Here is an 18,242-nt window from a genome sequence, read left to right on the forward strand (position 1 = left end):
ACACGCCCTCATCGCGAGCAAGCTCGCTCCCACAGGAGTGCGGCGCAATTGAATTGCAGAACAATCCACAGAGGTTGAACCATGGCTGTCACCAGCACACGTGCAAGCAGCAAGCCGTTGATCGAGAAACGTTCGATCGACTACATCCCGGAAACGGAGAGACACGGCCGATTGTTGAGCCAGTTCACCCTCTGGATGGGGGCCAACCTGCAAATCACGGCAATTGTCACCGGCGCATTGGCGGTGGTGCTTGGCGGTGATGTGTTCTGGTCGTTGATCGGTTTGCTGATCGGCCAACTGCTCGGCGGTGGCGTCATGGCGTTGCATGCCGCGCAAGGGCCCAAGCTTGGCCTGCCGCAGATGATCTCCAGCCGGGTGCAGTTTGGTGTGTATGGCGCGGCCATCCCGATCGTGCTGGTGTGCCTGATGTACCTGGGTTTCACCGCAACGGGAACCGTGCTTTCCGGCCAGGCGCTGGGCCAGTTGTTTGGTGTCAGCGACAGTGTCGGCATCCTCATTTTCGCCAGCGTCATCGTACTGGTCACGGTGCTCGGTTATCGGGTGATTCACTTCATTGGCCGTGTCGCCAGCATCCTTGGTGTGATCGCCTTTGTTTACCTGTTCTCTCGTCTGATGAGCCAGACGGACGTTGGCGCACTCTTGCAAATCCGTCATTTCAGCTGGAGCAGTTTCCTGCTTGCGGTGTCGCTCGCGGCATCCTGGCAGATCGCCTTCGGCCCCTACGTGGCGGACTATTCGCGTTACCTGCCGAGCAAGACTTCTTCGGTGAAAACCTTTTTTGCCGCGGGCGCCGGTTCAGTCATCGGCGCACAGGTGGCGATGATCCTCGGCGTGTTTGCCGCGGCCTCGGCCAATGGGCAATTCGCCGGTCACGAAGTGGCCTACATCGTGGGCCTGGGGGGCACCGGTGCCACCGCCGCGCTGCTGTATTTCAGCATCGCGTTCGGCAAGGTCACCATCTCCACGCTGAACTCCTACGGCAGCTTCATGTGCATCGCGACCATCATCAGCGGTTTTCGTGGTCACCTGAACGTAACGCGCTTGCAGCGTCTGGTCTTCGTGCTGGTCATCGTCGGCGCTGCGACGCTGATCGCGCTGCTCGGCCAGCACTCGTTCCTCGGCGCGTTCAAGTCCTTCATCCTGTTCTTGCTGGCGTTCTTTACGCCTTGGAGCGCGATCAATCTGGTGGACTACTACTGCATCACCCGCGAGCGCTATGACGTGCCGGCACTGGCCGACCCGAACGGTCGCTACGGTCGTTGGAACGCCCTCGGCATCAGCGTCTATGTCTTCGGCGTACTGGTTCAACTGCCGTTTATCGCCACCAAGTTCTATACCGGTCCGCTGGTGGCAGCCATGGGCGGTGTGGATATTTCCTGGATCATCGGTCTGGTGGTTCCGGCGGCGCTGTATTACGTCGTCGCCAAGAAGTGGCACAGCGCTGTACCCGATCAATTGATCCTGCCAATCGAGCAGGACACGGTTGACGCACAACCGAGCAGGGCGGGCCGCATTCAAGCGGTCTGATGGGACGTTGACAGGGCTGGATGCCTCTTGACTGCCGTAAGCCAATCCAACTGATTAGGAGCGTCACATAATGAAGTCGAACAAGACCCTGCTGACCACATTGCTTTCCATGGGCCTGCTGGCCAGCGCTGGCGCCACACAAGCGGCGGGTTGGTGCGAGTCGGGTAAACCGGTGAAGTTCGCCGGCCTGAACTGGGAAAGCGCCATGTTGCTGACCGACGTCCTGCAAGTGGTGCTGGAAAAAGGCTACGACTGCAAGACCGACAGCCTGCCAGGCAACTCCATCACCATGGAGAACGCCCTGAGCAGCAACGACATCCAGGTGTTTGCCGAAGAGTGGGTCGGCCGCAGTGAAGTCTGGAACAAGGCCGAGAAGGCTGGCAAGGTAGTCGGCGTCGGTGCCCCGGTCGTGGGTGCCATCGAAGGCTGGTACGTGCCGCGCTACGTGGTGGAAGGCGACGCCAAGCGCAAGCTCGAAGCCAAGGCACCAGGCCTGAAGAACATCGCTGACCTGGGCCAGTACGCCGCCGTGTTCAAGGACCCGGAAGAACCGTCCAAGGGCCGCTTCTATAACTGCCCGGCCGGCTGGACCTGCGAGCTGGACAACAGCGAAATGCTGAAAAGCTATGGCTTGGAAAAAACCTACACCAACTTCCGTCCAGGTACCGGCCCAGCGCTGGATGCGGCAGTGCTGTCGAGCTACAAGCGCGGCGAGCCGATCCTGTTCTACTACTGGTCGCCAACGCCGCTGATGGGCCAGGTGGACCTGGTGAAACTGGAAGAAAAACCGGGCGTGGATAAAAGCGTGAGCATCAAGGTCGGCCTGTCCAAGACCTTCCACGACGAGGCACCTGAATTGGTGACGGTGCTGGAAAAGGTCAACCTACCGATCGATATCCTGAACCAGAACCTCGGGCGCATGGCCAAGGAACGAATCGAGTCGCCGAAACTGGCGAAGATCTTCCTGAAGGAACATCCTGAAGTCTGGCACGCCTGGGTAAGCGAAGACGCTGCCAAGAAAATCGACGCGGCTCTGTAGGTCGAATACTTCCCGGCCAACCGTGGGGCTGGCCGGGACGTTCACCGCATCCACTTGATCGAGAGTCTCTTATGTTTCCCGAAAGCTTTACCTTCTCCATTGCCGATTGGGTCAACGGTTGGGTCGACTCCCTGGTGACCAATTATGGCGATGTGTTCCGGCACATCTCCGACACCCTGCTGTGGGCCATCGTCAATCTCGAAGGCCTGCTGCGCATGGCGCCCTGGTGGCTGATGCTGGCTATCGTCGGTGGCATCGCCTGGCACGCCACCCGCAAGGTCGTCGCCACGGCGGTGATCGTCGGCCTGCTGTTTCTGGTGGGCGCGGTGGGCCTGTGGGACAAGCTGATGCAGACCCTCGCGCTGATGCTGGTGGCGACGCTGATCTCGGTGTTGATCGGCATTCCGCTGGGCATTCTCTCGGCGCGCAGCAATCGCCTGCGTTCGGTACTGATGCCGTTGCTGGACATCATGCAGACCATGCCGAGCTTCGTGTACCTGATTCCGGTGTTGATGCTGTTCGGCCTGGGCAAGGTTCCGGCGATTTTCGCCACGGTGATCTACGCCGCGCCGCCACTGATTCGCCTGACTGACCTTGGCATCCGCCAGGTGGACGGCGAAGTGATGGAAGCCATCAACGCCTTCGGCGCCAACCGCTGGCAACAGCTGTTCGGCGTGCAACTGCCCCTGGCCCTGCCGAGCATCATGGCCGGGATCAACCAGACCACCATGATGGCCCTGTCGATGGTGGTCATCGCCTCGATGATCGGCGCCCGTGGCCTGGGTGAAGACGTGCTGGTGGGCATCCAGACCCTCAACGTCGGACGCGGCCTGGAAGCCGGGCTGGCGATCGTGATTCTCGCCGTGGTCATCGACCGCATTACCCAGGCCTATGGTCGTCCTCGGCACGAGGTGAGCAAATGAGCAACGCAGCCATCAGCAAGATCGAAGTCAAGAATGTCTTCAAGATTTTCGGCAATCGCTCCAAGGAGGCCCTGGAGCTGATCCGCCAGAACAAGACCAAGGACCAGGTGCTGGCCGAAACCGGCTGCGTGGTCGGCGTTAACGACTTGTCGCTGAGCATCGGCACCGGTGAGATTTTCGTGATCATGGGCCTGTCCGGTTCCGGCAAGTCCACGTTGGTGCGCCATTTCAACCGGCTGATCGACCCTACCAGCGGCGCGATCCTGGTGGACGGCGAAGACATCCTGCAACTGGACATGGACGCCTTGCGCGAATTTCGCCGACACAAGATCAGCATGGTGTTCCAGAGCTTCGGCCTGCTGCCCCACAAGAGCGTGCTGGACAACGTCGCCTATGGCTTGAAAGTGCGCGGCGAGAGCAAGCAGGTGTGCGCCGAGCGGGCGTTGCACTGGATCGATACCGTGGGCCTGAAGGGCTACGAGAACAAATACCCGCACCAGCTCTCTGGTGGCATGCGCCAGCGCGTCGGCCTGGCCCGGGCCTTGGCGGCGGACACCGACATCATCCTGATGGACGAAGCCTTCAGCGCCCTCGACCCACTGATCCGCGCGGAGATGCAGGACCAGTTGCTGGAACTGCAAAAGACCCTGCACAAGACCATCGTGTTCATCACCCACGACCTCGACGAGGCCGTGCGCATTGGCAACCGCATTGCGATCCTCAAGGACGGCAAGCTGATCCAGGTCGGCACGCCTCGGGAGATCCTGCACTCGCCGGCGGATGAGTATGTCGATCGGTTTGTGCAACGGCGGGCGGCGGTGGTGTAAGACCGGACTCCGTTGTGGAGAGGGGATTTACCTGTGGGAGCAAAGCTTGCTCGCGATGCAGACGCCTCGGTTCCAAAGAGACCGCGTTGTTTTTATCGCGGGCAAGCCTTGCTCCCACAGATAAATCCCCACGCCACAAATGTTATTGGCAACTTTAATGTGCATGAGGCTTTAAATGTCCCAGGCTGAAAAAATCGTAATCACAGGCGCCCCGTTGCGTTGGCAGGATGTCGTCGCCGTCGCCCGCTTTGGCGCTGTGCTCGAGCTATCGACTGAGACCTGGGCGCGGATCGACAATGCCCAGGCCATCGTCCAGCGTATCGTCGCAAGCGGCGAGCGCGCCTATGGCGTCAATACCGGCCTGGGGGCCTTGTGCAATGTTTCGCTCAAGGACGAACAACTCAGCCAACTGTCGCGCAACACCTTGCTCAGCCATGCCTGTGGCGTTGGTGCGCCGCTTTCTGATGAGCAGACCCGGGCGATTATCTGCGCCGCTATCCTCAACTACAGCCAAGGCAAGTCCGGCATCCATCGCCGGGTAGTCGAAGCGCTGCTGGCGCTGCTCAATCGCGGCATCACACCGCAAGTGCCGTCCCAGGGTTCGGTGGGTTACCTGACCCACATGGCCCACATCGGCATCGCGTTGCTGGGCGTCGGCCAGGTCAGCTATCGCGGGCAGATAATCCCGGCGCAACAGGCCCTGGCCGCAGAGGGTTTGCAACCGGTGCAACTGGGGGCCAAGGACGGTCTGTGCCTGGTCAACGGCACGCCGTGCATGACCGGTCTGAGCTGCCTGGCCCTGGCCGATGCGACGCGGTTGGTGCAATGGGCCGACGTGATCGGCGCCATGAGTTTCGAGGCCCAGCGCGGGCAGATTGCCGCGTTCGATGCCGACGTCATCGCCCTCAAGCCACACCCGGGCATGCAGCAGGTCGGGAGCAATTTGCGAGCACTGCTCGACGGCAGCGAAGTCATCGCCGCGAGCCTGGGCATTCGCACCCAGGACGCCTTGAGCATCCGCTCGATTCCCCAGGTGCACGGCGCGGCTCGCGACCAGTTGGCCCACGCCCGGCAACAGATCGAAACCGAACTCAACGCGGTGACCGATAATCCACTGCTGCTGGGTACGCCGGAGAGCTTCCGGGTCATGTCCCAGGCCAATCCCCACGGCCAGTCGGTGGCGCTGGCGGCAGATCTGCTGGCGATTGCCATGGCTGAGATCGGCTCCATCGCCGAGCGTCGCCTCGACCGCTTGATCAACCCCCACGTCAGCGGCCTGCCGGCCTTCCTGGTGGCCAACCCCGGGGTGAACTCGGGGATGATGATCGTGCAATACGTCGCCGCGTCGCTGTGCGCGGAAAACAAGCAACTGGCGCAACCGGCGGTGCTCGACAATTTCGTCACCTCCGGGTTGCAGGAAGACCATCTGAGCATGGGCACCAACGCGGCCCTGAAGCTGCACCGGGCGCTGGAAAACTGCACGCAGATCCTCGCCATCGAATACCTGCTGGCGGCCCAGGCCTTTGAGTTTCTCAAGGCCCAGCGTTTCGGCGCCGGCACCGACATTGCCTGGAAACTGCTGCGCGAACGCGTCCCGGCCTATGACCAGGACCGCTGGCTGGCGCCGGACATCGCCAGTGCCGCCGGCCTGCTCAAAGACCCGAATGTGTTGCACAGCGTATTACCGAATTTGAATTGATCAAAAAAGCGCCAGCGTGCCAAGGCACCTCTTGCCCACAAGGCATCGCCCAAAAAGCGAAGGTGACGGATAACGGAACATTCCGGAGCGACTGGCGGGTGAAAACAAAACTCTCAAAAGGAGCATTACATGACTGCCTTAAACCTGATTCCCGGCCAATTGAGCCTGGCTCAATTGCGTGACATCTATCAGCAACCCGTGACCTTGAGTCTCGACGCCAGCGCGTCGGCGCAGATCGAAGCCAGTGTTGCCTGCGTTGAGCAGATTCTTGCCGAGAACCGCACCGCCTACGGCATCAACACCGGTTTCGGCCTGCTGGCCTCGACCCGTGTCGCCAGCGAAGACCTGGAAAACCTGCAGCGCTCCCTGGTGCTGTCCCATGCCGCCGGGGTGGGCGAGCCAATAAGCGATGCGCTGGTGCGGCTGGTCATGGTGCTCAAGGTCAACAGCCTGAGCCGGGGTTTTTCCGGCATCCGTCGGCAGGTGATCGATGCGCTGATTGCGCTGATCAATGCCGAGGTCTACCCGCACATTCCGCTCAAGGGTTCGGTCGGTGCGTCCGGTGACCTGGCGCCACTGGCCCACATGTCCCTGGTGCTGCTGGGCGAAGGCAAGGCCCGCTACAAGGGCGAATGGCTGCCGGCCGTCGAGGCGCTGAAAGTGGCTGGCCTCGCGCCGCTGACCCTGGCCGCCAAGGAAGGCCTGGCGCTGCTCAACGGCACCCAGGTCTCCACCGCGTTTGCCTTGCGTGGCCTGTTCGAAGGCGAAGACCTGTTTGCCGGTGCCCTGGCCCTGGGCGGCCTCACGGTGGAAGCGGTGCTCGGCTCGCGTTCGCCATTCGATGCACGCATCCATGCCGCCCGTGGCCAGAAAGGCCAGATCGACGCCGCCGCTGCCTACCGCGATCTGCTGGGCGAGCGCAGCGAAGTTTCCGATTCGCACCAGAACTGCGATAAGGTCCAGGACCCGTACTCCCTGCGCTGCCAACCGCAGGTGATGGGCGCCTGCCTGACCCAGTTCCGCCAGGCCGCCGAGGTGCTGGTGATCGAGGCCAACGCGGTGTCGGATAACCCGCTGGTGTTCGCCGCCGAGGGCGACGTGATTTCCGGCGGCAACTTCCACGCCGAACCGGTGGCGATGGCGGCCGACAACATGGCCTTGGCGATTGCCGAGATTGGCTCCCTGAGCGAGCGACGCATTTCGTTGATGATGGACAAGCACATGTCGCAACTGCCGCCGTTCCTCGTCGCCAATGGCGGAGTGAACTCCGGCTTCATGATCGCCCAGGTCACCGCTGCGGCCCTGGCCAGTGAAAACAAGGCGCTGTCCCATCCCCATTCGGTGGACAGCCTGCCGACGTCGGCGAACCAGGAAGACCACGTTTCCATGGCCCCGGCTGCCGGCAAGCGTCTGTGGGAAATGGCCGAGAACACCCGTGGGATCCTCGCGGTGGAATGGCTCGCGGCTTGCCAGGGGCTGGACCTGCGCGGCGGCTTGAAGACCTCCGCGAAGCTGGAGCGGGCCCGTGGCCTGCTGCGTGCACAAGTGCCGTTTTATGAGAAGGACCGCTTCTTTGCGCCGGACATCAATGCGGCCAGTGAATTGCTGGCGAGTCGGTGCCTGAACGAATTGGTCACGGCGCAGTTGTTGCCGAGCCTGTAAGGGCCTCATCGCGAGCGAGCTCGCTCCCACACTTATTTGGGGTACACCCTGACCCTTGTGGGAGCGAGCTTGCTCGCGATTCGATTATGAATGCGACGAGGAAACCGGGATGAAAACCCTCTGGCAAAACTGCCACGCCGCCACCATGGCCCAGGGCGTCTACTCGATCATCGAAGACGCCGCCATCGTTACCCTGGGCGAGCACATCCAATGGATCGGCCCGCGTGCCGAATTGCCGACGGGTGACTACCCGGCGGTCAACGACCTCAAGGGCGCCTGGGTCACGCCGGGGCTGATCGACTGTCACACCCACACGGTATTTGGCGGCAACCGTAGCGGTGAGTTCGAGCAGCGCCTGCAAGGCGTCAGCTATGCCGAGATCGCCGCCGCCGGTGGCGGCATCGCCAGCACGGTGCGCGCCACCCGCGCCGCCAGTGAAGACGAACTGTTCGCCAGCGCCGCCAAACGCCTGGGAAGCCTGATGCGCGACGGCGTGACCACGGTGGAAATCAAATCCGGCTACGGCCTGGACCTGGCCAGCGAGCGCAAGATCCTGCGGGTCATCCGCCGCCTCGGCGCCGAGTTGCCGGTCAGCGTGCGCAGCACCTGCCTGGCGGCCCACGCCTTGCCACCGGAATACAAGGATCGCGCCGACGACTACATCGAGCACATCTGCACCGAGATGCTTCCGGCCCTGGCGGCCGAAGGACTGGTGGATGCGGTGGATGCCTTTTGCGAATACCTGGCGTTTTCCCCGGCGCAGGTCGAGCGGGTGTTTATCACCGCGCAACAACTGGGGCTGCCAGTGAAGCTGCACGCCGAGCAGTTGTCGTCGCTGCACGGTTCAAGCCTGGCGGCGCGTTACCAGGCGCTGTCGGCCGATCACCTGGAATTCATGACCGAGGACGATGCCAAAGCCATGGCCGAATCCGGCACCGTGGCAGTGCTGTTGCCGGGCGCGTTTTATTTCCTGCGCGAAACCCAATTGCCGCCCATGGAAGCCCTGCGCAAGCACGGTGTGAAAATCGCCGTGGCCAGCGACCTCAACCCCGGCACCTCGCCGGCGTTGTCGTTGCGCCTGATGTTGAACATGGCCTGCACCTGTTTCCGGATGACCCCGGAAGAGGCCCTGGCGGGGGCGACGATTCATGCGGCCCAGGCCTTGGGCATGGTGCAAACCCACGGTTCGCTGGAAGCCGGCAAGGTCGCGGATTTTGTCGCCTGGCACATCGACCGCCCGGCCGACCTGGCGTACTGGCTCGGTGGCGATCTGGAAAAACGCGTCGTGCGCCACGGCGTGGAAATCGATTGAGGAGAATGGTTGTGGAGAAGGTCCTGAATTTCAAGCAAGGGCGCGTGCCGCTGTTGATCAGCATGCCTCACGCCGGCCTGCGCCTGACCCCGGCGGTACAGGCCGGGTTGATCCCCGAGGCCCAGAGCCTGCCAGACACCGACTGGCACATCCCAAGGCTCTACGAGTTCGCCGCCGAACTGGGCGCCAGCACCCTGGCCGCGGAGTACTCGCGGTTCGTCGTCGACCTGAACCGCCCCTCCGATGACAAGCCGATGTACGTCGGCGCCACCACCGGTTTGTACCCGGCGACGCTGTTCGATGGCGTGCCGCTGTTTCGCGAAGGGCTGGAACCGTCGGCCGAGGAGCGGGCGATGTATCTGCAACAGGTCTGGATGCCTTACCACCAGGCGCTGCAGCAGGAACTGGCGCGGCTCAAGGCCGAGTTTGGCTATGCCTTGCTGTTCGATGCCCATTCGATCCGTTCGGTGATCCCGCACCTGTTCGACGGCAAGCTGCCGGACTTCAACCTCGGCACGTTCAACGGTGCCAGTTGCGACCCGACCCCGGCCAGCCAGCTCGAAGCCATCTGCGCCCGTCACGGTCAGTTCACTCACGTGCTCAACGGGCGGTTCAAGGGCGGACACATCACCCGGCACTACGGCAACCCGGCCGAAGACATCCACGCGGTGCAACTGGAACTGTGCCAGAGCACCTATATGGAAGAGTTCGAACCGTTCAACTATCGCGCTGATTTGGCGGCGCCGACTCAGGTGGTGCTCAGGGAATTGCTGGAAGGCTTCCTGGCGTGGGGACGGCAGGCTTACAAGAAATAAAGATCTAGCCATGACTTCTGTGGCGAGGGGACTTATCTGTGGGAGCAAAGCTTGCTCGCGATACAGGCGCCGCTGTTTCAGAGAGACCGCGTTGTTTTCATCGCGGGCAAGCCTTGCTCCCACAGTCTCCCTCGCCACAAGTTTATGTACTCTGGTTCCTTGGAATGGGAACTGTCGCCATTGTGCAAAACCGAGTCGCCACAGTTCATCTTCAGCCCCTCGGCGCTGCGTAATGTTTTGGGCACGGTGCAGCAAGACACCGACCTACAATAATCCGCTGCCGCACGAGACCTTCCCGATGAAAAGACTGTTCAAACGCTGTCTGTCGATCCTCTGCGGTACCACCCTCTTGAGCGTCGGGGCGATGGCCGCCGAGCCGGCGTCGTGCCAGACCGTGCGCATGGGCGTGGTCAACTGGACTGACGTGATCGCCACCAGCGGCATGGCCGATGTGTTGCTCACCGGGCTGGGCTACGACAGCAAGCAGACCAGCGCCGTGCAGCAGATCATCTTCGCCGGCATCCGCGATAAGCGTCTCGATATTTTCCTGGGCTACTGGAAGCCGGCGATGGACAAGAACATCGCGCCGTTCCTGGCGGCCAACCAAGTGAAGGTATTGGACAAGCCGAGCCTGGCCGACGCCCAGGCCACCCTGGCTGTTCCAGATTACGTGGCGGCGGCGGGGCTCAAGACCTTCGCCGACATTGCCCGGTTCAAGGATCAACTGGGCGGCAAGATCTACGGGATCGAGCCGGGCAGCGGTGCCAACACCACCATCAAGACCCTGATTGAAACCAACCACTTCGGCCTGAAGGACTTCAAGCTGATCGAATCCGGCGAGGCGGGCATGCTGGCCGCGGTGCAACGGGCGGTGAATCGCAAGGAGTTCGTGGTCTTCGTCGGCTGGACCCCACACCCGATGAACATCAACATGAACATCACCTACCTGACCGGCAGCGAGGATGTCTATGGCCCGAACGAAGGCGCCGCGACCGTCTCCACCGTCACCGCGCCGGACTATGCCCAGCGCTGCCCGAACGTGAACCGCTTGCTGGAAAACCTCACTTTCACCGCCGCCCAGGAAAGCCAGTTGATGGTGCCGATCATGGAGCGCAAGACGCCCCAGGACGTCGCCCGGCAATGGTTGCGCGATCATCCCGAGGATTTGCAGAAGTGGCTGGCCGGAGTCACCAGCTTCGACGGCAAGGATGGCGTGGCGGCGGTGCAGGCCAGTCTCAAGAATTGACCTGCCTGGCTGTGGCGGGGTGATTTATCTGTGGTGGCTCCCACATTTCAATAGGTGGTGTTCTTCATGGCCTCATATCCACTCTCAGAACAGATGTCAGCCTTCATCGACAGAACCCTGAGCTTCACCAGCCCGGACGACAGCCTCGCCAGTTCGCGCCAGGGCTACAGCCAAATGTGCCGGGCGTTCACCCCGGCATGCCCGCCAACACTGGCCATCGAGGATTTCGAGTTGGCCGGTGTGGCTGCGCGCGCCTATCACCCACGGGGCGCCGCGCCACCCACCGGCTGGCCGTGCATCCTTTATCTGCACGGCGGTGGTTGGGTGGTGGGGGACCTGGACTCCCATGACTTCATCTGCATGGAGCTGGCGGCTGCCCTTGGTGCGCTGGTGGTGGCGGTGGATTATCGGCTGGCCCCAGAGCATCCGTTTCCAGCCGGGTTGGACGATTGCCTCGCCGTGTGGCGTCATCTGGCAGCCGCGCCCTTTGCCATCGACCCGCGTCGCCGGCTGGTGGTCGGAGACAGTGCCGGCGGCAATCTCGCCGCTGCGTTATGCCTGGCCTTGCGTGATGCCGGGCAAGCGCTGCCCCGGGCCCAGGTGCTGATCTATCCGGCGCTCGGTGGCCTGGCAACGCTACCCTCGCGCCGCGAATGTGCCGACGCGCCGCTGTTGAGCAGCAGCGATCTGGACAGTTATCACACCCTCTACCTGAACGGCGCCCAACCGTCCCTCCTCGCCATGCCGTTGCTCGCCGATCATCTGGACGGTCTTCCACCAGCGCTGATTGTCGTTGCGCAATGGGACCCGCTGCGCGACGACGGTGTCCTTTATAGCGAGCGGCTGAACGCCGCAGGGGTAGCCTCTGTGTTGTACATGGGCGAAGGGTTGGTCCACGGCTGCCTGCGCGGTCGGGGGCAGGTGCCGGAGGTCGATCGGCTGTATCGCACGCTGCTGGCGTACCTGGCTGACATGCTTTGACTGCGCAGGGGACATGCTCATTAAGGTAATTCGGGTTTATGATGCCGGACGGCAGACTAAATAGACGTCCCTACAGGGATGACTCGACCCCTTACGGAGCGCGCAATGCAGACTTTGTACCCGCAGATCAAACCCCATGCCCGGCACGATCTGGCTGTCGATGACACCCACACGCTCTATGTCGATGAAAGCGGTTCCCCGGAAGGCCTGCCGGTGGTGTTCATTCACGGCGGCCCGGGTGCTGGCTGCGATGCACAGAGCCGCCGCTACTTCGATCCGAACCTGTACCGCATCGTCACTTTCGACCAGCGCGGCTGCGGTCGGTCCACCCCCCATGCGAGCCTTGAGAACAACACCACCTGGGATCTGGTCGAAGACCTGGAGCGCATCCGCAAGCACCTGGGTATCGAGAAGTGGGTGCTGTTTGGCGGTTCCTGGGGCTCGACCCTGGCCCTGGCCTACGCCCAGACTCATCCAGAGCGGGTACACGGCTTGATCCTGCGTGGGATCTTTCTCTGCCGCCCGCAGGAAATCGAATGGTTCTACCAGGCCGGCGCCAGTCGCCTGTTCCCCGACTATTGGCAGGACTACATCGCACCGATCCCGTTGGACGAGCGCGACGACCTGCTCAGCGCTTTCCACAAGCGCCTGACCGGCAACGATCAGATCGCCCAGATGCACGCGGCCAAGGCCTGGTCCACCTGGGAAGGTCGCACCGCAACCCTGCGTCCGAACCCACTGGTGGTCGATCGCTTCTCCGAGCCGCAGCGGGCGCTGTCGATCGCCCGGATCGAATGCCACTACTTCACCAACAACGCTTTCCTCGAACCCAACCAGTTGATTCGCGACATGGGCAAGATCGCCCATTTGCCGGGCGTCATCGTGCATGGCCGCTACGACGTCATCTGCCCGCTGGACAATGCCTGGGAGCTGCATCAGAACTGGCCCAACAGCGAACTGCAGGTGATTCGCGACGCTGGTCACGCCGCTTCGGAGCCGGGGATCACCGACGCACTGGTTCGCGCCGCTGCGCAAATGGCCCGGCGCCTGCTCGACCTGCCGCCTGAAGAAGCATGAAGGGGCTGTTGCAACGAGTTCGCTGCGCGCGGGTCGAAGTATCAGGCGAGATCATTGGCGCCGTGGATCAGGGCTTGCTGGTGTTGGTGGCTGTCGAGCCCGGGGATACCCGGGCCAGCGCCGACAAACTCCTGCATAAGCTGCTTAACTATCGAGTGTTCAGCGACGCCGACGGCAAGATGAACCTGTCCCTGGCGGATGTCGGTGGTGGGTTGCTGCTGGTGTCGCAGTTCACCTTGGCGGCCGACACCAAAAGTGGTTTGCGCCCGAGTTTTTCGACAGCCGCACCTCCGGCCCTGGGAGAAGAGTTGTTCAACTATTTGCTCACCCAGGCGAAACAGGTGCATGGCACTGTGGCATCAGGTAGATTCGGCGCCGACATGCAAGTGCATTTGGTCAATGATGGCCCGGTAACCTTCCTGTTACAGGTCTGAAAGCGTTTGAAACATCTTTTCGGGCCTGTTTCGAGGCAAAACTGGGAGTTTTCTCGATAAATACTTTGCTACCCCTGATGCGTTGTCACGCGGGCTACTAGATAATCGCGCGCTACGGGGGATCAGCGTTCGCTGGTCCATTTGACTTAGGTAGAGACTTGTCCTGGACCGTTTGGGGAATCATTTTGTCCCATCGGAGTCGGAACAATGCTCGCCAACTTGGCAGAGTGGTCCGCAGGAACGGTTTTTCAGTGCCGTTACCGTGCAGATACTTTATCTGGCCGTTGGTTTTTTGATCAGTTTTCGGCGAGGGTTGCTCGTGATTGTTAGTCCCTGTAATGCACCAAAAATGACTGCCAAACGGTTGAGAAGCGCCCTGGTAACGGGCTCGGCTCTGTTGTGCCTGTTCGGCGCGGGCCAACTGTGGGCATTCAGCCTGGATGATGTATCGGCGAAGGCTCAAGAACTGGCCGGGCAAAAATACGAAGCCCCGCGCAGTAATCTGCCGAACGAATTCCGCGAAATGAAATTCGCTGACTATCAAAAAATCCGTTTCCGCACCGAAAAAGCCGAATGGGCCGACCAGAAGACACCGTTCAGGCTGTCCTTCTATCACCAGGGTATGCATTTCGACACACCGGTGAAGATCAACGAAATCACCGCGACCACCGTCGAAGAGATCAAGTACGACCCGTCGCGCTTTGATTTCGACGATGTGAAATTCGATCCCAAGGCCACTGAACAGCTGGGTTACGCGGGTTTTCGCGTGTTGTACCCGATCAACAAGGCTGACAAGCAGGACGAGATCATGACCATGCTGGGCGCGAGTTATTTCCGCGTCATTGGCAAGGGCCAGACCTACGGTTTGTCCGCCCGCGGCATGGCCATCGACACCGCGTTGCCATCGGGTGAAGAATTCCCGCGCTTTCGCGAGTTCTGGATCCAACGTCCGAAGCCGACCGACAAGCACCTGGTGATCTTCGCCCTGCTGGATTCGCCACGCGCCACTGGCGCTTATCGCCTGACCTTGCGTCCGGGCACCGACACCGTGGTCGACGTGAAGTCGCGCATGTTCCTGCGTGACCGCGTGACCAAGCTGGGTGTGGCTCCATTGACCAGCATGTACCTGTTCGGCGCCAACCAACCGTCCAAAGTGCTGAACTACCGTCGCGAACTGCACGACTCCAGTGGCCTGTCGATCCATGCCGGTAACGGCGAGTGGATCTGGCGTCCGCTGAACAACCCGAAACACCTGGCCGTGAGCAACTTCTCGGTAGAGAACCCGCGTGGTTTCGGCCTGTTGCAACGTGGGCGCGACTTTAGCCATTACGAAGACCTGGACGACCGCTACGACAAGCGTCCAAGTGCCTGGATCGAACCGAAAGGCGATTGGGGCAAGGGCTCCGTGGACCTGGTAGAAATTCCGACCGCCGACGAAACCAACGACAATATCGTTGCCTTCTGGAGCCCGGAAAAACTGCCTGAGCCAGGCCAGCCGCTGGACTTCAGCTATCGCCTGCACTGGACCCTCGACGAAGCCAGCCTGCACTCGCCGGACAGCGCCTGGGTCCAGCAGACCCTGCGTTCCACCGGTGACGTGAAACAGTCCAACCTGATCCGTCAGCCGGACGGCAGCGTGGCCTACCTGGTGGATTTCGAAGGTCCGTCCCTGCAAGCCCTGCCGGAAGACGCCGATGTGCGTAGCCAGGTAAGCGTCGGCGAAAACGGCGAGATCGTCGAGAATAGCGTGCGCTACAACCCTGAAACCAAGGGCTGGCGCTTGACCCTGCGGTTGAAGATCAAGGATTCGAAACAGGCCACCGAAATGCGTGCGGCGCTGGTCCGTCCATTGACGCCTGTCGAAGCCCCGGCCACCGCGCACTCCGTGACCACGACCCTGGCCAAGGCCGACAAAGTCGCCCGCCAGCAGACCGAAAAAGAGCTCGCGAACGAAAAAGCGAAAGACGAAGCCAAGGCCGTCAAGGCGGCAGACGCCGCTGTTGAACCGACCCCAACCCAGCAGGAACCGGAACCGACTGAACAAGTCTTGACCGAGACCTGGAGCTATCAGTTGCCAGCCGATGAGTAATACTTCAGTACAGCCAGAGACGCTCAGCGAGTACCTGGCCCATTTGCCCATGACCGACGAGCAGCGCGCCGAACTGGCGGGCTGCAAGTCCTTCAGCGAATTGCACGAACGCCTGTCGTCTTCGACCTTCGACGAGCCCGCCGAGGCGGCGCAAGCCTCGGTGGGCCGCCGGCTGACCCTGAGCACCGCCGAAGAGCTCGAAGACGCCGAGATGCTGGGGCTCGACACCAGCGGTCGGGTGTGCCTGAAAGCCACGCCGCCGATTCGTCGGACCAAGGTCGTACCGGAGCCATGGCGCACCAATATCCTGGTGCGTGGCTGGCGGCGCCTGACCGGTCGTACCAACCCGCCGAAGCCGCCCAAGGATGAGCGCGTGCTGCCGCATGCACGCTGGCGTACCGTGGGCTCGACCCGTCGCTACATCCTGCTGATATTGATGCTCGGCCAGACCATCGTCGCTGGCTGGTACATGAAAGGCATCATGCCGTACCAGGGCTGGTCGTTCGTGGACCTGGAAGAAGTCCTGCACCAACCGCTGTTGCAGACCGCCACGCAAGTGCTGCCGTATGCGCTGCAAACCAGCATCCTGATTCTGTTCGGGATCCTGTTCTGCTGGGTCTCGGCAGGCTTCTGGACAGCGTTGATGGGCTTTCTCGAATTGCTCACCGGTCACGACAAGTACCGCATTTCCGGTGCCAGCGCCGGCAACGAGCCAATTCCCAAGGACGCCCGCACAGCGCTGGTGATGCCGATCTGCAACGAAGACGTGCCACGGGTATTCGCCGGTTTGCGCGCAACCTTCGAGTCGGTGGCCGCCACCGGTGACCTGGATCGTTTCGACTTCTTCGTGCTCAGCGACAGTAACGAAACCGATATCTGCGTGGCCGAACAACAGGCCTGGCTCGACGTCTGCCGTGAAGCCGGTGGTTTCGGCAAGATCTTCTATCGCCGCCGCCGCCGTCGCGTGAAGCGCAAGAGCGGCAACCTCGACGACTTCTGCCGTCGTTGGGGCAGCGACTACAAGTACATGGTCGTGCTCGACGCCGACAGCGTCATGAGCGGTACGTGCCTGACCAGCCTGGTGCGCCTGATGGAAGCCACGCCGGACGCCGGCATCATCCAGACCGCGCCACGGGCCTCGGGCATGGACACGCTGTATGCGCGCATGCAGCAGTTCGCCACCCGGGTATACGGTCCGCTGTTCACCGCCGGCCTGCACTTCTGGCAGTTGGGTGAATCCCACTACTGGGGCCACAACGCGATCATTCGCATGAAACCGTTCATCGAGCACTGCGCCCTGGCGCCGCTGCCCGGTAAAGGCGCGTTCGCCGGTGCCATCCTGTCCCACGACTTCGTCGAAGCTGCGCTGATGCGCCGTGCCGGCTGGGGCGTGTGGATTGCCTATGACTTGCCGGGCAGCTACGAAGAGCTGCCGCCGAACCTGCTGGACGAACTCAAGCGTGACCGTCGCTGGTGCCACGGTAACCTGATGAACTTCCGGCTGTTCCTGGTCAAGGGCATGCACCCGGTGCACCGTGCGGTGTTCCTGACCGGCGTGATGTCCTACCTGTCGGCGCCACTGTGGTTCTTCTTCCTGGTGCTCTCCACGGCGCTGCTGGCGGTGAACACGTTGATGGAGCCGCAGTACTTCCTCGAGCCGCGCCAGCTCTATCCGTTGTGGCCACAATGGCACCCGGAAAAGGCCATCGCCCTGTTCTCCACCACCATCGTGCTGCTGTTCCTGCCCAAGCTGCTGAGTATCGTGCTGATCTGGGCCAAGGGTGCGAAGGAGTTCGGTGGCAAGTTCAAGGTGACGCTGTCGATGCTCCTGGAGATGTTGTTCTCCATGCTGCTGGCGCCAGTGCGGATGATTTTCCACACCCGTTTCGTGCTCGCCGCATTCCTGGGCTGGGCTGCAACCTGGAACTCGCCACAACGTGACGACGACTCCACGCCGTGGAGCGAAGCGGTCAAGCGCCACGGTCCGCAAACCTTGCTGGGCTTCTTCTGGGCCTTGCTGGTGATCTGGCTGAACCCGAGCTTCCTGTGGTGGCTGGTGCCGATTGTCGGTTCGCTGATGCTGTCGATTCCGGTATCGGTGATTTCCAGCCGCGTGGGCCTGGGCTTGAAGTCCCGTGATGAAAGCCTGTTCCTGATCCCTGAGGAATACGCACCGCCACAGGAACTGCTGTCGACGGATCAGTACACCCATGAAAACCGTTGGCATGCGCTCAAAGACGGTTTCATCCGGGCGGTGGTCGATCCGCAACAGAACGCCTTGGCGTATGCGTTGGCAACCTCGCGTCACGGCAAGGCCGAGCCGATCGAATGGCTGCGGGTCGAACGTGTTCGTCACGCCTTGAAGGCCGGCCCTGCCGGTCTCAGCAACGCCGAGCGACTGGCTCTGCTGAGCGACCCGGTGGCCCTGTCCCGCCTGCATGAGCAGGTCTGGAGCGAGGGTCATCCCGAGTGGCTGGCGGCGTGGCGCGAATCGATCAACGCTGATCCTCATGCACCGTTGTTACCGCTTCAGCCGTTGAGCGCACAGCCTCAAGTGGCCTGATACTGATACGCAAAAGCCCCGCTTCTG

The 18,242-nt window shown here is 61.9% G+C and carries 14 protein-coding genes; all 14 read left to right on the forward strand.

From position 1 onward, the window contains the following. Window positions 1-81: 81 nt before the first annotated feature. The 14 genes from KI235_RS02055 to mdoH all read left to right on the forward strand — a co-directional run bounded on the left by KI235_RS02055 (window position 82) and on the right by mdoH (window position 18,215). On the forward strand, window positions 82-1,548 hold the full coding sequence (locus tag KI235_RS02055; protein ID WP_003196889.1) for a cytosine permease: 1,467 nt from the start codon (window positions 82-84) through the stop codon (window positions 1,546-1,548). A 70-nt stretch (window positions 1,549-1,618) separates the two neighbouring features. Beyond that, a complete protein-coding gene (locus KI235_RS02060) occupies window positions 1,619-2,587 on the forward strand; it encodes an ABC transporter substrate-binding protein (RefSeq protein WP_003196892.1) in 969 nt (322 codons plus the stop codon). A 71-nt stretch (window positions 2,588-2,658) separates the two neighbouring features. Continuing rightward, window positions 2,659-3,510, forward strand: coding sequence for a proline/glycine betaine ABC transporter permease (locus KI235_RS02065; protein ID WP_003196893.1), 852 nt, complete (start codon window positions 2,659-2,661; stop codon window positions 3,508-3,510). Beyond that, window positions 3,507-4,337, forward strand: a complete 831-nt coding sequence (locus tag KI235_RS02070) for a glycine betaine/L-proline ABC transporter ATP-binding protein (RefSeq protein WP_003196894.1) — start codon at window positions 3,507-3,509, stop codon at window positions 4,335-4,337. Before KI235_RS02065 ends, KI235_RS02070 begins: the two co-directional genes overlap by 4 nt. Window positions 4,338-4,512: 175 nt before the next feature. Further along, a complete protein-coding gene (gene hutH / locus KI235_RS02075) occupies window positions 4,513-6,036 on the forward strand; it encodes a histidine ammonia-lyase (RefSeq protein ID WP_003196896.1) in 1,524 nt (507 codons plus the stop codon). A 129-nt stretch (window positions 6,037-6,165) separates the two neighbouring features. Then, on the forward strand, window positions 6,166-7,698 hold the full coding sequence (gene hutH / locus KI235_RS02080) for a histidine ammonia-lyase (RefSeq protein ID WP_212795464.1): 1,533 nt from the start codon (window positions 6,166-6,168) through the stop codon (window positions 7,696-7,698). A 109-nt stretch (window positions 7,699-7,807) separates the two neighbouring features. After that, entirely contained in the window at window positions 7,808-9,010 is a 1,203-nt protein-coding gene (hutI, locus tag KI235_RS02085) for an imidazolonepropionase (RefSeq protein ID WP_003196900.1), read from the forward strand. Between the two features lie 11 nt (window positions 9,011-9,021). After that, complete coding sequence (gene hutG, locus KI235_RS02090) at window positions 9,022-9,825, forward strand: N-formylglutamate deformylase (RefSeq protein WP_003196902.1); 804 nt, start codon at window positions 9,022-9,024, stop codon at window positions 9,823-9,825. Between the two features lie 298 nt (window positions 9,826-10,123). Next, window positions 10,124-11,071, forward strand: coding sequence for a choline ABC transporter substrate-binding protein (locus KI235_RS02095; RefSeq protein ID WP_013692081.1), 948 nt, complete (start codon window positions 10,124-10,126; stop codon window positions 11,069-11,071). Between the two features lie 66 nt (window positions 11,072-11,137). After that, on the forward strand, window positions 11,138-12,052 hold the full coding sequence (locus KI235_RS02100; protein ID WP_038856720.1) for an alpha/beta hydrolase: 915 nt from the start codon (window positions 11,138-11,140) through the stop codon (window positions 12,050-12,052). A 105-nt stretch (window positions 12,053-12,157) separates the two neighbouring features. Then, a complete protein-coding gene (pip, locus tag KI235_RS02105) occupies window positions 12,158-13,129 on the forward strand; it encodes a prolyl aminopeptidase (RefSeq protein ID WP_003196909.1) in 972 nt (323 codons plus the stop codon). Beyond that, the gene (gene dtd / locus KI235_RS02110) at window positions 13,126-13,563 is read left to right on the forward strand and encodes a D-aminoacyl-tRNA deacylase (RefSeq protein WP_003196911.1); all 438 of its coding nucleotides are present in this window, start codon (window positions 13,126-13,128) and stop codon (window positions 13,561-13,563) included. The genes pip and dtd overlap by 4 nt, the downstream gene beginning before the upstream one ends. Window positions 13,564-13,882: 319 nt before the next feature. Beyond that, a complete protein-coding gene (locus KI235_RS02115; protein WP_003196913.1) occupies window positions 13,883-15,652 on the forward strand; it encodes a glucan biosynthesis protein G in 1,770 nt (589 codons plus the stop codon). Then, a complete protein-coding gene (gene mdoH / locus KI235_RS02120) occupies window positions 15,645-18,215 on the forward strand; it encodes a glucans biosynthesis glucosyltransferase MdoH (RefSeq protein ID WP_003196915.1) in 2,571 nt (856 codons plus the stop codon). The genes KI235_RS02115 and mdoH overlap by 8 nt, the downstream gene beginning before the upstream one ends. The last annotated feature ends 27 nt before the right edge of the window (window positions 18,216-18,242 follow it).

Origin of the sequence: Pseudomonas sp. St386, assembly GCF_018325865.1 — a bacterium.
Lineage (GTDB): Bacteria > Pseudomonadota > Gammaproteobacteria > Pseudomonadales > Pseudomonadaceae > Aquipseudomonas > Aquipseudomonas brassicacearum.